Annotated in this window: 13 protein-coding genes and 1 other annotated feature; of the genes, 11 read left to right on the plus strand and 2 right to left on the minus strand. The window is 34.5% G+C overall.

The annotated features are described in order from the left end of the window. The first annotated feature begins 17 nt into the window (after positions 1–17). Both preA and CLOLE_RS02975 read left to right on the plus strand, forming a co-directional pair. A complete protein-coding gene (gene preA, locus CLOLE_RS02970) occupies positions 18–1,502 on the plus strand; it encodes an NAD-dependent dihydropyrimidine dehydrogenase subunit PreA (RefSeq protein ID WP_013655583.1) in 1,485 nt (494 codons plus the stop codon). A gap of 56 nt (positions 1,503–1,558) precedes the next feature. Beyond that, positions 1,559–2,779, plus strand: coding sequence for a Zn-dependent hydrolase (locus CLOLE_RS02975; protein ID WP_013655584.1), 1,221 nt, complete (start codon positions 1,559–1,561; stop codon positions 2,777–2,779). A gap of 267 nt (positions 2,780–3,046) precedes the next feature. Here the strand turns inward: CLOLE_RS02975 and CLOLE_RS02980 are convergent, their stop codons facing one another. Further along, a complete protein-coding gene (locus tag CLOLE_RS02980; protein ID WP_013655585.1) occupies positions 3,047–5,029 on the minus strand; it encodes an oleate hydratase in 1,983 nt (660 codons plus the stop codon). A gap of 787 nt (positions 5,030–5,816) precedes the next feature. Here CLOLE_RS02980 and CLOLE_RS02985 point away from each other — a divergent pair. From CLOLE_RS02985 to CLOLE_RS03025, 9 genes are all read left to right on the plus strand, one after another. Continuing rightward, the gene (locus CLOLE_RS02985; RefSeq protein ID WP_013655586.1) at positions 5,817–6,149 is read left to right on the plus strand and encodes an SHOCT domain-containing protein; all 333 of its coding nucleotides are present in this window, start codon (positions 5,817–5,819) and stop codon (positions 6,147–6,149) included. A 210-nt stretch (positions 6,150–6,359) separates the two neighbouring features. Further along, positions 6,360–6,626 (plus strand) — a binding site (T-box leader). Positions 6,627–6,677: 51 nt separating this feature from the next. After that, positions 6,678–6,959: a S4 domain-containing protein gene (locus tag CLOLE_RS02990; RefSeq protein ID WP_162145061.1), complete on the plus strand. Its 282-nt coding sequence runs from the start codon at positions 6,678–6,680 to the stop codon at positions 6,957–6,959. Positions 6,960–7,167: 208 nt separating this feature from the next. Then, entirely contained in the window at positions 7,168–7,932 is a 765-nt protein-coding gene (aroD, locus tag CLOLE_RS02995) for a type I 3-dehydroquinate dehydratase (RefSeq protein ID WP_013655587.1), read from the plus strand. Between the two features lie 519 nt (positions 7,933–8,451). Further along, entirely contained in the window at positions 8,452–9,186 is a 735-nt protein-coding gene (locus tag CLOLE_RS03000; protein WP_013655588.1) for a hypothetical protein, read from the plus strand. Between the two features lie 28 nt (positions 9,187–9,214). Next, entirely contained in the window at positions 9,215–10,909 is a 1,695-nt protein-coding gene (locus CLOLE_RS03005) for a vWA domain-containing protein (RefSeq protein ID WP_013655589.1), read from the plus strand. An 87-nt stretch (positions 10,910–10,996) separates the two neighbouring features. Then, on the plus strand, positions 10,997–12,142 hold the full coding sequence (locus tag CLOLE_RS03010) for a toxic anion resistance protein (protein WP_013655590.1): 1,146 nt from the start codon (positions 10,997–10,999) through the stop codon (positions 12,140–12,142). Positions 12,143–12,361: 219 nt separating this feature from the next. Then, entirely contained in the window at positions 12,362–12,895 is a 534-nt protein-coding gene (locus CLOLE_RS03015; RefSeq protein WP_013655591.1) for a hypothetical protein, read from the plus strand. Positions 12,896–13,301: 406 nt separating this feature from the next. Next, complete coding sequence (locus tag CLOLE_RS03020) at positions 13,302–14,801, plus strand: alpha-N-arabinofuranosidase (protein WP_013655592.1); 1,500 nt, start codon at positions 13,302–13,304, stop codon at positions 14,799–14,801. Beyond that, positions 14,802–15,044, plus strand: a complete 243-nt coding sequence (locus CLOLE_RS03025) for a DUF6171 family protein (RefSeq protein ID WP_013655593.1) — start codon at positions 14,802–14,804, stop codon at positions 15,042–15,044. Positions 15,045–15,118: 74 nt separating this feature from the next. Here CLOLE_RS03025 and CLOLE_RS03030 read toward each other — a convergent pair whose 3' ends face one another. Continuing rightward, positions 15,119–15,916, minus strand: a complete 798-nt coding sequence (locus tag CLOLE_RS03030) for a helix-turn-helix domain-containing protein (RefSeq protein WP_013655594.1) — start codon at positions 15,914–15,916, stop codon at positions 15,119–15,121. Positions 15,917–16,042 lie beyond the last annotated feature (126 nt).

Genomic DNA, 16,042 nt, shown 5'->3' on the forward strand with positions numbered 1-16,042 from the left:
TACAAGGAGGGAAAGCGATGAATCCATTATATAGAGAGATTTCACTTAAGGAAGAAGTGAGTGGTTGTTTACTATGCAACGAAGCGGCCTGCACAAAGGCTTGCCCACATGGGGTGGAGGTAGACAAAATCATTCGTTCCCTTCGTTTTGAAAATACGTCAGGAGCGGCTGAAAAGCTCACCTTAGAGATGGCTTGTGAAAGCTGTGATAACAAAGCGTGTTTAGAAGCTTGCGTTAAGTCTAAAATGAGTAAAACTGTTCCAATAGATGACATCATGATAAAGGCAGCTACCTATCCTAAAACACCTGAAAAAGAAGTAGATTTATCTATAACCTTTTGTGGTGTACCTTGTGAAAATCCGTTTTTCTTATCTTCATCTGTAGTAGGTAGTAACTATGAGATGGTAGCTAGGGCTTTTGAAATGGGGTGGGCAGGTGTAGCTTTTAAAACGATAGGTAATTTTGTACCTAAAGAGGTTTCGCCTCGCTTTGATGCACTAACTAAGGAATCAGTGCCTTTTGTAGGCTTTAAAAATATTGAACAAATCTCAGACCATACCTTAGAAGAGAACTTAACTTTTTTGAAGGAATTAAAAAAGAACTATCCAACTAAGGTCATTGTTGCTTCTATTATGGGAACCAATGAAGAGGAATGGACCTACTTAGCAAGGATCGTTACTGAAGCTGGAGCTGATATTATTGAATGTAACTTTTCTTGCCCTCATATGGCCACAGATGGTCTTGGATCCGATGTAGGCCAAAATCCTTTTCTAGTAGCTACTTATACAAAAGCTACTAGAAAAGGAACCCATTTACCTATTTTAGCCAAGATGACACCAAACCTTGGTCATATGGAAATACCAGCTTTAGCAGCTATGGAGGCAGGGGCAACAGGGATTGCAGCTATTAATACAATTAAGAGCATTATGAATGTAGATTTAGAAAGCTTTTGTTCAGGGCCAAAGGTACGAGGTAAAACAAGTGTGGGTGGTTATTCTGGAAAAGCCGTGAAACCCATTGCCCTGCGTTTTATCTATGAGATGAAAAGTCATGAAGGTTTAAGGAAGACGCCTATAAGTGGTATGGGAGGCATTGAAACCTGGAAAGATGCAGCTGAGTTTTTAGCTTTAGGCTGTGAAAACTTACAGGTAACAACAGCGGTTATGCAATATGGTTATAGAATAATTGAAGACCTTATAGAGGGGATGAAATTTTATTTAATAAATGAAGGGTATCATTCCATTAGTGAGATAGTAGGAAAAGCCATAGAACATATTGTGCCAGGTGATGAGCTAGATAGGGATAGTATCTGTTATCCCAAGTTTAATAAAAGCAAATGTGTTGGCTGTGGCAGGTGTTATTTGTCTTGCTATGATGGTGGGCATCAAGCACTTGAGCAAGAACCAGGTAGTGGTAAACCTATTTTAATAGCAAGCAAATGTGTAGGATGTCATCTTTGTAAGGTGGTGTGTCCAGTAAATGCTATTGAGACAGGAAAATGAGTTGTTAAGAAATAGTATGTAGCAATAGAAGATGATCAAGATGAGGAGGAAAGGTTATGAAGACATGTAGCAAAGAGAGATTAGAGGATAAAATAGTGACTTTTAGTAAATTTGGAGATACAGGTAAGGGAGGCATTACTAGGTTTTCTTTATCACCAGCAGCTCTTGAAGCTAGAGAGGAATTTTGTAAGAGATGTAAGGCGCTTGGAATGACTATTAAAACAGATGATATGGCCAATATTTATGCCACACTTAAAGGGGAGGAAGGACTTCCAGCTATTATGTCTGGGTCACACATGGATTCTGTTAAACAAGGTGGAAATTATGATGGTATCTTAGGTGTTTTAACAGCTTTAGAAGTAGCTGAAACCATTGTGACAGAAAAGATTCCTCATCGTCATCCTATTACTGTAGTGGTATGGACCAATGAAGAAGGGGCAAGATTCGAACCAGCTATGATGTCTTCAGGGGTTATTACTGGTAAATTTGATAAGGATAAGATGCTGGCTTCTAAAGATAAAGAGGGAACTACCTTTAAAGAAGCCTTAGAAGCCAGTGGTTACTTAGGAGAAGAAGCAAATAGGATGAAGCCAGAAGAAAATATGGCTTTAGTGGAGCTGCATATTGAACAAGGGCCTGTACTAGAAGCAGAGAAAAAAGATATAGGAGTTGTTGAAGGGGTTTGCGGTATGATTAACTATGAATTTACCTTTATCGGTCAAGCAGATCATGCAGGAACAACACCGATGAAATATAGAAAAGATGCCTTATATGCAGCCACCAAGACTATTCAATACTTACATGATGAATTAGATAAATTAGATAGTAAGCTTGTTTATACAACAGGTAAGATCTCTGCTCATCCTAATATCCATACCATTATCCCAGATGAAGTCAAGTTTACCTTAGATGCAAGACATCAAGACCCTGAAGTCATTAAACAGGTATTAGCTATTATTAAGGCTATTCCTGAGGTGATAGAAAAATGTGAAGTAAGTTATGAAGAAGCATGGTCTCGTAAAACAGTTGCTTATTATCCTGAGTATGTAGACTTTGTAGAAAAAAGTGCCCAGGAGTATGGCTACTCAGCTATGAGAATGTATAGTGGACCAGGTCATGATGCTCAATTTATTGCAGATGTTATTCCAACTACTATGATTTTTGTACCTAGTGTAAAAGGGCATAGTCATTGTGAAAAAGAATTCACCCCAGTTGAGGCATGCTTAAAAGGGGCTAATGTACTACTTCAAACACTACTTAAGATTGATCAAAAATAATTTTGCATGGTATATAAAGAAGGGAGTGTCGTAAAAATCACAGGAATACAAAATATAATGCATTGTGTATGAATTATATTTTGTAGAATAGATTGATTTTATGACAATCCCTTTTTTGTCTTTATTATTCCTAATGTGATTTCTGTACGTCAGACTAGAAGTCTTCCTCTGGCTTCCTTCAGGGCTTCACCTCACGGTAGACACATAAAAAATAGAGAGCATTTTTCAGCTCTCTATGATGATTTCTATTTGATACTAATCCTATTTTTATATCATTCCGTCTCTGATTATGCCGTGATCTTTTAAAACTTTCTCAATCACAGTTCCTTTTAGTTTCTTAAGCAATGGTCTCTTTAATGCATTAAGTGGTCCTGGAAGTTCAATTTCAAGAGGAGACTTACCATCCATTAATTTTACGCTACTATCAAGCAGCTCTCTAATATCGTATACGCTACCCCAAACTTCTGGAACGCCACGGTCAACCCCAAGTAAACCGTAAACAGCTTCCATGGCAGTACGAACAGAATACTCCGTTGTAAAAATAGTATCTCTTGGTGTTTCAGCAAACTGACCTAAGAATGCAAAGTTTACACAACCGTCTGGAATAACATCTGGTCTGTCCCCTTTTGTTCTTGGCATAAAGAATGCTGTAATATATGGCATCATCGTTGGTACACAGATTGCATGATTTTCAGCAAGGTCATCAATTTCATCTACTGGAACACCCATATGGTATAACCATTCTGCTGTAATTTCTTTACCAGTACATTCTTTCATTGGTTTCTTAATGTAGTCCCCTGGAACATCTGTAAATAAGCTGTATACCCATACACAAATTTCATCTTTCTTCTGTTCTTTAAATTGTCCTTGTCTATTGATTGTCCAGCTCAGTAACCAACTAGAATCTTGACAACTCACGATACCACCAGTAACAACACGTCCACTTCTTGGATCTCTCTTACATATTTTTTCAATATAAGATATGATTCTATCATCAGAAGTTGTAACTGTTGCAGATTCCCAGTTGGTTTTTTCAATATCAGAGCAGAATTTTTCTGGATGTCCAAAAGCCTCATCTTGGGCTGCAATGTTTTTCCATAAACTCCAACAGCCACTTGTACGAACTTCTGCATTGCCAACTGGTGCATGGTTTTGATCCCCATAGATTGTTCCTTCTGTACAACTTCCATTGGTTACAAATACAAGATCATTTTCTGTAAGGATAATTGATTGTTCTTCCCCGTTAACCTTACATTGAATCTTTTTGGCAATTTTCTTATCACCAACAAAATCAAATAATACATTCGTTACTTCAGTATTGAATTGGAACTTCACACCTGCTGCTTCTAAATATTTTTGCATTGGTAAAATCAAAGATTCATATTGATTATATTTTGTGAATTTTAATGCAGAGAAATCAGGTAAGCCGCCAATATGATGGATAAATCTTTGGAAGTAAAGTTTCATCTCAAGTGCACTATGCCAATTTTCAAAAGCAAACATTGTTCTCCAATATAACCAGAAGGTAGAATCAAAGACTTCTTCATCAAATACATCTTCGATGGTCTTATCGTAAAGATCTTCATCTTTTGTGAAGAATAATTTCATAATTTGCATGCAGCCTTTTTGGCTTAAATTGAATTTCCCATCAGTATGGGCATCTTCACCCCTCTTGTGTGTTGCACGGCATAGTGAGTAATTTGGATCATGTTTATTTAACCAATAATATTCATCAAGTACAGACACGCCTGGTGTCTCAATAGATGGAATGCTTCGGAATAAATCCCATAAACATTCGAAATGGTCTTCCATTTCTCTACCGCCACGCATTACATACCCTCTCATTGGATCGTTGATACCATCACAAGCACCCCCTGCAATGTCCATAGCCTCTAAAATGTGAATATTTTCACCTTTCATTTGCCCATCTCTTACAAGAAAGCAAGCTGCTGCTAATGCACCAAGTCCACTACCTACAATATAAGCAGATTTGTCATCTACTCCGGCGGGTTTCTCTGGGCGAGCAAATGCTTCATAGTTACCTTTAGAATAATAAATTCCTTTGCTATTCTTTATATTCTTACCAACCTCTGTATTACGATATTCTGCAAGCTCTTTGGCTCTTTTTTCTTTGGCTTCTTGTCTTTCTTTGGCTACTTGTTTTTCTTTTTTATTCTTTGCGATTACTGTCATTCCTGCTCCAGCTGCTAATAATGAAGCTACACCTATCTTTGCTATTTTTTTGTTCATATATCATCTCTCCTTATGATTTTTACTGTATTCTGTATCATCATAGATTTAACAAGCCATTATTTCTAAATGCCAAATCATTTACCCTAGGGAGTGTTCTAAATTTTCAATGTTGCATTAAGCAAGATAAAATTTCCATCTAAAGTGTAAAGACCTCAACTAAGTTTTCTGTTTGAAACCTATGTTTTGTAAAATAACCTAATATTTTTATTGTTTCATAAATCAAAAGAACAATATCACCCATCCTACATATACATCTTAATGTTGTCTTTGCTATCTTTAGTTGGCGAATCTTATCTCACTTCCTTTATACTTGTCTCTATCTTAATTTATGTTTTTTTGTTTGTATATAGACAAAAAGGCTGTTATGTCTAAAAACTAGACACAATTGAGCTTTTGTACAAATATTAATGCTGTAAACTAATAAGTTTAAAATAAACCATCTGAACTGTACAAATCTACCTGCTACAATTCAGATGGTTTATTTTAATCAATCATTTTTGTAACATCTCCTCCTAGAGCACTAAAAAAGAGAGCAAGCTGCGCTCTACGTAATCTAAAACATCTTTGATACGCTATCGTAAAGATAGTACCACCTTAAGTACTATCTCATTCAAACGATTAACTTATACCAGAATTAGAGGATTTTGAACAATAACAACACAAATGTTTAATATAGCCTTAACTAAAAACAAATGAAGGTTGCATAATTATGAATTTAAAAAATTTTGAATATTTAAGTTCTTAATGGTATAATATATATTATATACATAAATGGAGGTAAGGAATGAGAACAGTAAAAGTAATGTCTATCATAGCTATTGTGGTTTTTAGTTTTAGCTTCTTGTGTTTAGTGGGGTTCAGCAATAATATTGAGGACTATGAAGCAGCCATAGGTTGGGGAATTATAGCAATGATCTATGGTATCCCATATGCCATTGCTTCATTAGTAAGTAGTATAAGACATGGTAAGAAGGAAAACGGTACAGGAAGCAAAGGAAATTTTATGTCTGTAACAGAAGAATTGGTTCAGTTAGGTACTTTAAAAGAAAAGAACGCTATTTCTGAAGAAGAATATGATGTGATGAAAGCAAAATTATTAAGTAAAATCTCTGTTTAAAGTAATAAAAACATCCTCAGTTATACATGAAAAATGTAAGCTGAGGCTTTTCTTATTATGGTGCATATTTAATATTTCACAAAGAAAATCAGATAAGGTAAAAGGTAAATAGATATTGACAACCAAAATGAGTATCGATATAATAACAGATAACTTAATAACGGCATAACGAAGATTTATAGCTGAGGCTATATTTTGGAGTATAAGAGATTAAAAGCCATGAGAAGAACAAGTAGTTATAAGAAGTTGCTAAACAGAAAGTCACCGGTTGATGAGAGGTACATAGTAAGCTTATAATGAATACATCTTTGAGCTTCACACTGAACGACTATTTGTCAAGTAGGCTGTGACGGAGCCTGCACACGTTATAGTGCTAGAGTATAACCTTTTAAGTGTAAGGCGTACTCGAAGAGGTAGATTGCGTGAGCAGTTTATGAACTTAAGGTGGTAACACGAGAGAATGCTCTCGTCCTTTTGAAAACAATCAAGAGGACGAGAGTTTTTTTATGCCCCAATATCTTATAGAGCTTGCTGATATTGATAAAACATTATTATGAAGCAGCTTTTAGTAAAAAGGCTATTCCAGACCATATTCCAGAGCTTGTAATGGAAGGAGAAAGAAACACCCTTCAGGCTATCATGCCGCAACTTATAAAAGAGAAATTTGTTCCAAGTAGTAATGAATTTAAGCGCCTATTGATGCAAGGTGGTGTACAACTTAATCAAATAAAGGTAACTAGCTTAGAACAAGAAATAGGGTCTGGAGATGTTCTTAAGATTGGAAAGAAAAAGTTTGTAAGAATGAAGTAAATGGTAGCATCCAAAGTTAATCAATCTTGAGAGGATTAGCTATCAAGACTGATTAGAATAAATATTAGATTTATTAAAATAGAAAAGTTATAATGATAACATAAACAGACCTATTAAAAAATGAACTAAAAGTGTAAGTCGTAAGAAATGACTATAAGATATTAATCAATTCATTTATATAAATAGTATTTCTAAAGGAGACAAGAAGATGAAGCCAATCATAGAAGTGAGAAATGTTAAAATTGGAGAAGGTATACCCAAAATTTGTGTGCCTCTTATAGGGAAAAATAATAGAGAGCTTATTGAAGAAGCTAATATATTAAAAACGTTTAAACTTGATGTAGTAGAATGGCGTATTGATCATCACCAAGATGTAGAAGACATTATTCAAATGAAAGAAGCTTTAAAAATGCTTAGAGAAACGCTTGGGGATGTGCCTCTTCTTGCAACCTTTAGAAGTAAAAAAGAAGGTGGTGAAAGAGAAATTAGTGCAGATTACTATGTAGAACTTAATAAGGCAATGGCAGCAAGTGGTATGGCAGATATGATTGATATTGAGCTTTTTACTGGAGACGAGATAGTAAAAGAAGTCGTAGATTTTGCTCATAGTCAAAATGTAAAAGTGGTTATGTCAAATCATGATTTCTTTAAAACGCCAGCAAAAGAAGAGATTATTAGCCGTCTTTGCAAAATGCAAGAGATGAATGCAGACCTACCTAAAATTGCGGTTATGCCACAAGAAGCAGAGGATGTCTTAACACTTTTAAGTGCCACTAATGAAATGATAACAAAATATGCAGATAGACCGATTATTACAATGTCTATGGGAGGGCTTGGAATCATTAGCCGTATAGCAGGAGAAGCTTTTGGAAGTGCCCTTACCTTTGGAGCAGCTAAATTAGCATCTGCACCAGGACAAGTACCAGTAGAAAAATTAGTACAAGTTCTTGAAATTTTACATGAAAGTAAATGAAGTATAGGAGTAATTGATAACTAAAGAGATTAGAATGCTAGCACAAAGTATGAGTTGACTAAGTAAATGAATAGAAATCATTAATAAGAGAAGCTATTACCAAGGGATGAAAATAAATCCTCAAGTAATAGCTTCTTTTATTATTATAATCGGCACTTTATAGGAAGACTAGCTAGCAATATACTCTAAACTAAAGTGTTTCAGTAAAAAATTGATACCTATAAAGTAAATGTGCAAAAAATGTTGTAGATGCTAAAAAAAGAATATATAATATTCTATATATAATATTAATTCTAAAAATTCAATATGTAAGATACCTGCTTTGAATAGAGCTTATTATTGACTCGAATAAACACTATGTATTAGTAGAAAGAAAAATAGATAATGAACTAGATGCTTCTGATGAATATTTCAATTACTTGTAAAGGGGTGTTATTGTAATGTTTAGGGCAAGTTATTCATAAAATAGATAAAAGGTGGAAAGTTAAGTTGTTTGGTTGATAAATGAGGGGATAGAAAATGCCAACTTATAAAGTCATAAAAGCAGTTGTATTAAATTTAGGAATTATCATTATTAATATCATCTTTTTTTCTCCTGGTTTTATAGGATTACAGCTACGAGAGGGAAATGCACTGGAAGGGGCTTTAGGAGGAACACTGATTTTAATGAGTATTATTATTTTTATATGGGGAAATGTACATTACTTGATTGTTAAGGAAAAGGTAATAGTAGCAGCAGAACTTAAAAGTAAAGAGGACTATAAGATAGCTATCAGGCAAAATGCAGCTAAAAATACATTTACTAAAAGCGTATTCTATATACTTAAGCAAGTAGAACGGTTAGACAAAAAGAACGCTGTTATACATGATGTGTTACTTCAAAAATTCAACTCGGAAGAATTAAGCTTTAGAAAATTTAGTAGTGTTTTAAAGCAGATAGAAGAACTTTTCTATCTTAATTTAAGAAGTATCATCAATAGACTCAATGTATTTGATCAAGAGGAATATAATCAAATCGCTCATAAAAAGGCTAAGCTTTCTAGTAGTATAGAGGCAGAGAAGAGAAAAGTATATGAGGAGTACATCAGTTTTATTGAGCATAGTATAGAAGACAATGAGCAGATTTTATTAAAGCTAGACCAGTTATTACTAGAGCTTTCTAAATTTAATAGCTTAGAAGATGGTGAGATAGAAGCAATGCCTGCTATGCTGGAAATAGATGAACTGATTAGCAAAACTAAACTTTATCAATAGTTTTTTATGAGTAAGGAGGAGAAGAAACATGCAGCAAAGAAATAGTAAGAAGCCAGTGGCTTTATTAGCAGTGCTGGCTATCGTTATGTTCGGAGTGATTTATCTAGGTATTTCATTTACACAAGATAGAGGTAAGGATCAGACAGTTATCAGTACAGAAAATGCTACAGAGAAATTAGATTCACTTTATAGGAAAGTAGCAGTTGAAACAGTAGAAGCTAGGAAGGAACCAGTGACGTTAGAAGAAACAGCTTTGGAGGATACTTTACCAGATATTGATAAAAGTCCTGTAACTGTAGAAAATACAACAGATGATTACATAGAAATTTTCGCTTCACCAGAGAAAGCAGGAAGTGACAAAGACGGCTGGTTAAATGAAGTAGCAGAGGATTTTAATCATGCGGGTATACAAGTTAATGGGAGTACGGTGTCAGTAAAAGTCCGTAATGTAGCTTCTGGTTTAGGAAAGGATTATATTTTATCAGGCAAGTACGTACCAGATGCTTACACACCTTCTAATGAACTGTGGGGAGATATGATAAGTGACCAAGGGGGCAAGGTCACATTGTTTAAAGAAAGATTAGTAGGAAATGTAGCAGGTATTGTTTTATCTAAAAGTAAAAATGATGAGCTAACTAAAAAATATGGAGCCATTAACCTAAAGACTATAACAGATGCAGTAGCTAATAATGAAATAGCTATGGGATATACGAATCCCTTTGCTAGTTCTACAGGGCTTAACTTTTTACTATCTACCCTAAGTACTTTTGATAGTCAAAATCCTTTTAGTGAAACAGCCATTAGTGGATTTGAAAAGTTCCAGGAAAACATTCCATTTGTAGCTTATACAACTATACAAATGAGAGAATCTGCTAAGACAGGGGCACTAGATGGTTTTATTATGGAGTACCAGACTTATATCAATGATACAGAACTAAAAGGTGATTATGTGTTTACTCCATTTGGGATAAGACATGATAGCCCAATTTATGCTATAGGTGATTTGAGTGCAGAAAAACAAGCTATTTTAAGGGAGTTTGTTCAGTTTGCAACTTCAGAAACTTATGCAGCAAAAGCAGTTGAATATGGCTTTAATGGGTTAGATGAGTATAAATCAGAGATGAAGAGTGTAGATAAGCAGCAGATTACAAAGGCACAAAAGCTATGGAAGGAAAAGAAAAACGGTACTAAGAAAATATCAGCTGTATTTGTAGCTGACATCTCTGGCAGCATGGATGGGGAGCCACTTAATAATTTAAAGAAATCACTTATAACAGGCGCTGAATATATAGGAAAAGATAACTCAATTGGTCTAGTAACTTACTCTGACGATGTAAATATTAATTTGCCAGTAGGAAAATTTGACCTTAATCACCGTTCTTTATTTACTGGTGCAGTCATGGATCTTGAAGCAAGTGGCGGTACAGCTACCTTTGATGGCATGATTGTAGCACTAAAAATGTTAATGGAAGAAAAAGCAGCGAATCCCGATGCCAAGCTGATGTTATTTGTTTTAAGTGATGGAGAAACTAATAGGGGACATTCACTTAATGACATAGAGGGGATTTTAAGAACCCTTAAAATCCCTGTATATACCATTGGTTATAATGCCAATATATCGGCGCTTAACAATATTTCCAGTATTAATGAAGCGGCAAGTATTAATGCAGAGTCAGATGATGTCATTTACAAGCTAGCTAGTTTATTTAATGCGCAGATGTAGAGCGGTCAGGAGCAATGTGGTAAAGAACGCTTTTAGTAAAAAGTAATAGAAATAAGATTAGTATAAGCCAGCTGGGAGGAAAATGAGATGGATTTTTCTATGGAAGTAGTGGATGGTAAGGCAGTTGAAGAGGAGGTTATAGAGCAGATTAAGCCTGAGCCTCAAGAGGTTGTGGCTCTAAAGAATATAGCAAACCAAAATGTAGCTAATCTTGTGAAGATAGACATGACTTCATTAGAGGAGAGAAGTACTGTTTTAAAAGGCATAGAGGAGTTTGGACTAGAGACCATTAGAAAGTCCTCCGAGAAAAATAGCTTATTACAAGTGCCTATTAAGGATTTATCTAAGCTTGGTGGAGAAGGCAGTGAAGTTGCTGAAGGGTTAGTAGCTTTGCAACGTGAAATGAAGAATTTAGATCCTAGCTTAATTGACTTTAGTAAAACAGGATTTTTAGGTAAATTATTTAATCCTATTAGAGCTTATTTTGAAAAATACCAAAAAGCAGATAGTGTAATTAATGATATTGTTGCTTCTCTAGAACGAGGGAAAAATACTTTGAAGAATGATAATACCACACTAGAAATAGAAGAAGTAGCCCTTCGGGATTTAACCAAAAAGTTAGCTAAAGAAATAGAGATGGGAAGCTTTATGGATGAAGCTATTTCACAGGAAGTGGATAAGGCTAGGTCGGCTAATGAGGATGCTGATAAAATAAGATTTATTTCAGAAGAGGTGCTGTTCCCACTGAGACAACGGATTATGGATATGCAGCAAATGATTATTGTTAATCAGCAGGGGATTATGGCCATAGAAGTGATTCGAAGAAATAATAAGGAGCTTATTAGAGGGGTAGAGCGCGCGAAGAATGTAACGATTTCAGCGCTTAGAATTGCCACTATGGTAGCTAGTGCCCTTTATAATCAAAAGATTGTACTTAAGAAAATAGAAATGCTTAATGAAACCACCAATCAATTAATTAGTGGCACTGCTAATATGTTGAAGCAGCAAGGAGCAGATATTCATAAACAATCTATGGAAGCTAATGTTTCTGTAGAAACTTTAAAAAGTGCTTTTTCAGATACAATGGCGGCCTTAGAAGCGATTAGTACGTATAAACAAGAAGCCTTGCCTAAGATGAAAGAGACCATAGCAGAGTTTAGAGAACTAGCAGAAAAGGGAGAGAAGGAGATACAAAAATTAGAAAAGAATGTTCAGCTAGAGAGCGTGCAATAACATATAAGTATGAATATAAAGTAATAAATAAGGTTAGGAATAAAATTTAATTTTGCCCCACTAGATGAGATAAATTTCTCATTAGTGGGGTTTTATATTGCTGAGTTTTAATAAGCATAAGGATATTAGATGTAGATTGAAGTTTTATTCAAATAATAAGTGTAGAATTTCAGAGAAAAAGTTGTTATAATATTTAGAAAAAAGTATAAGGAGGTCGCAATGCGAAGATTAGAAACGAAGGATTTTATAATAAAAGCAATTGATGAAATTACATATTTAACAGAAATGTGGAAGCATAGTGTCAATATAGTATTTAATATTGAGATTGATGAAGATGAAGGAAATGAAGAAGTATACATGAACAAATTGACTCAGGTCATAGAAGAAAATCTGCCAGAGATTCAAGAACGCCTAGAATGGATCGAAGCTAATCAAGATAAACTAATAGAATGCTTGTTGTCAGAAGGAAATGTTCTAACCACAGTGAGAAAATATATGGGGAATCATCACAAACAAGAATATATTCAAATGGAGAATGGTGTACGACTAAAACTACCTATTTCTTTAGAAGATTTCTTAGCATACGTTTTACATTGTGATGAAATAGGGTTTGGCATAAGTGCTACGGATGATGAGGTAAAAATGGAAATAAGTATGTTCTTTACAGCTAGAGAAAATCTTTTAGGAGGACATATGTGGGAAATCGTAGTGAGTGGCAATAATGAAATAAAGTCTTTAGGATGCTGCCAATGAGATTTATTTGATAATACAGTTAGGTGCTTAAGCATAAGCTAGGTGTAGTAGAATAAGCACATGATACATGGAAAAATAAAGAAGCTTTTTAGGGTGTTAGGACTCTAGAAAGCTTTTTTGTTTTGGATAATCAAACTAGCTGTAAAATATGTTTACTAAACAAAAAAGCGTACTACATTGCAGAATGAAAACTAATGATAAGCAAAGTAGCTATAATATTGAGCTAAATATAGTTACTAATAACAGAATGCATAAAAATTATAAAAATAATATTGTTTAAATTAAAAACATATGGTAAATTCTAATTAACAAATCAAATGTTTAGTAAACAAATGAATTGCACTCAGCATGCTACTTAGAATAGAGGCTTATAGAGCGACCAATTAACGAAGAGAGGATGTGCAGTATGTTCAAGTTGTATATTAATCCTAATATTAAGAAAGGGCATATTAATAAAGAAATTTATGGGCATTTTTCAGAGCATTTGGGAAGATGTATTTACGAAGGTATTTATGTAGGTGAGGACTCTACGATACCTCATATCAATGGCATGCGAAAGGATGTAGTTGAGGCATTAAAGAAAATGGGTATTCCAGTACTACGTTGGCCAGGTGGATGCTTTGCAGATGAATATCACTGGAAAGATGGAATAGGACCTAAAGAAAATAGGAAAAAGATGATTAATACCCATTGGGGTGGCGTAGTAGAAGATAATAGTTTTGGAACACATGAGTTTATGGAGTTGTGTGAGCAACTTGGTTGTGAGGCATATATTAGTGGCAATCTGGGAAGTGGTACTGTTCAAGAAATGAGTGAATGGATAGAGTATCTGACTTTCGATGGGGTATCACCCATGGCTAATCTAAGAGCAGAAAATGGCCATTCAAAACCATGGCGAGTTAAGTATTTTGGTGTAGGAAATGAGAACTGGGGTTGTGGAGGCAATATGACACCAGAAGGCTATGCCAATATGTATAGATGTTATCAGACTTACATAAGGGATTATAATAATGAACAGAAAATTAATAAAATCTGTTGTGGTCCCAACAGTGATGATTATGCATGGACTAAAACGGTATTAAAAACTTGCTTTGAGAATACGCCAGAGCACTTAAATGGGCACATGAATGGTTTATCCTTACATTACTATACAGTACCAGGTTCATGGGAACATAAAGGAAGTGCTACTAAGTTTGATGAGGAAGAATGGTATAAAACACTTAATAAAACGCTATATATGGAAGAGCTAGTAAGACGCCATAGCACCATAATGGATGAATATGATCCACAGAAGAAAATTGGACTTATAGTAGATGAATGGGGCATATGGTTTGATGTAGAACCAGGTACAAATCCCGGCTTTTTATATCAACAAAATACAATGAGAGATGCCTTGGTAGCAGGAATTAATTTAAATATTTTTAATAAGCACTGTGATCGTATTAAAATGGCTAATATTGCTCAAATAGTGAATGTACTTCAATCTGTTATTTTAACAGAAGGAGAAAAGATGCTACTAACACCAACGTATTATGTGTTTTATTTATACAAGAATCATCAAGAGGCCACACTTGTAGATAGTTACATAGAAACCACTATGATTGGAAAGGAAGATCACCAAGTTCCTAATTTACATGAATCTGTTTCTGTAGATAAAAATGGCGTAGTTAATATAACCATTAATAATTTATCTGTTAATGAGTCTTATGAAGTAGAGAGCTATTTTACAGATTGGAATATACAACAAGTCAAAGCTACAGTCTTAACAGCAAGAATGGATGACTATAATAGTTTTGACCAGCCAGAGAAGGTGCAACCTACTGAATTTAAAGATTTTAGTGTGGTAGATCAAAAGCTCAAGTTTACAATACCAGCATGTAGTGTATTACATTTTGAGATTAAATAGATGAGAGAGTGTAAACGTTGTTTGATAAGAGACCTAGATGAAAGGTTGGACTATGAAAATATGTTTACCTATATTAAACAGTTAGATAAAGAAATAAAAACAGAAGAGATTCTTTATGAAAGCAGGCTTGCAATATGTAAACAATGTCAATCTCTCATCAATGGTATGTGCAAGCATTGTGGTTGCTTTGTTGAAATGCGAGCAGCTGTGCAAAGTAATTATTGTCCTTATAAAAAATGGTAAGATTAGAAAAATAGCTTATGTCCCATATGTACGGGGCATAAGCTATTTTGGTATGGGTGAAGTGGCATGACTTTTTAATGAAATTGACTAACTTGTGAAGGAGAGTATCCTTTAATATCCTTAAAGAGTTTGCTGAAGTAGTAGATATCATCAAAACCACACTTTAAGGCGGTAGCTGTAATAGTAAACTCACCACTTAATAGTAGATTTTCAGCATGGTTAATTTTGATTTGATTGATATATCTTTTGACACAGCAGCCGGTACATTGCTTAAATAAGTTACCAAAGTAAACGGGATTGAGCCCCACTAATTCAGCCAGTAGTTCTACTGACAGTTTATCAGTATAATGCTGAGCAATATAAGAGATGACCTTTTTGATACGGGGGTCTATAAAGGTTAAATCATTGCGATAATAAAGGAGAGAAAGTAGTCTATATAAAATGCCAGTAAAGAGCGTACGTGAATGAAGTATGTATCCAGGCTTTTTCTCTAACCAAGCTACATTAAGTTCCTGATAAAAGTGAATAAGAGAGTCAAGAATGCCAATATGCGAAACAATGGGGAATGGCAAAGAGACTTCGTTATGTTCAAAGTCATGAATTAGAAAATTAACAGGATAACACATCATGGGATTATGAGGATTAGTGGTAGCAGAACGCAGACTATGTTGAGGAATACAAAGTAAATCTCCAGCTTTGACATGATAGGTCTTATGATTAATAACATAAGTGGCTTCTCCACTGTAAATATAAGTCATATCAATGAAATCAATACGGCTCTCTTCTATAATCCAATCAGGATTACATTGCCTAGAAATGAAATAGCCAATGGTAACGATAAGATTATCATAATTAGGTGAACTTTGATTCATTAGATTCTCCTTTAATAAAACTTGAAAAATTACAAATGCTATGTAGTTTATACATGGCGTTTATACTACTCGTATTATAAAATGAGCATATAAAAAATACAAATACATTTTTCGAAATTTAATAAT

Source organism: Cellulosilyticum lentocellum DSM 5427, assembly GCF_000178835.2.
In the GTDB taxonomy this organism is placed as follows: domain Bacteria; phylum Bacillota; class Clostridia; order Lachnospirales; family Cellulosilyticaceae; genus Cellulosilyticum; species Cellulosilyticum lentocellum.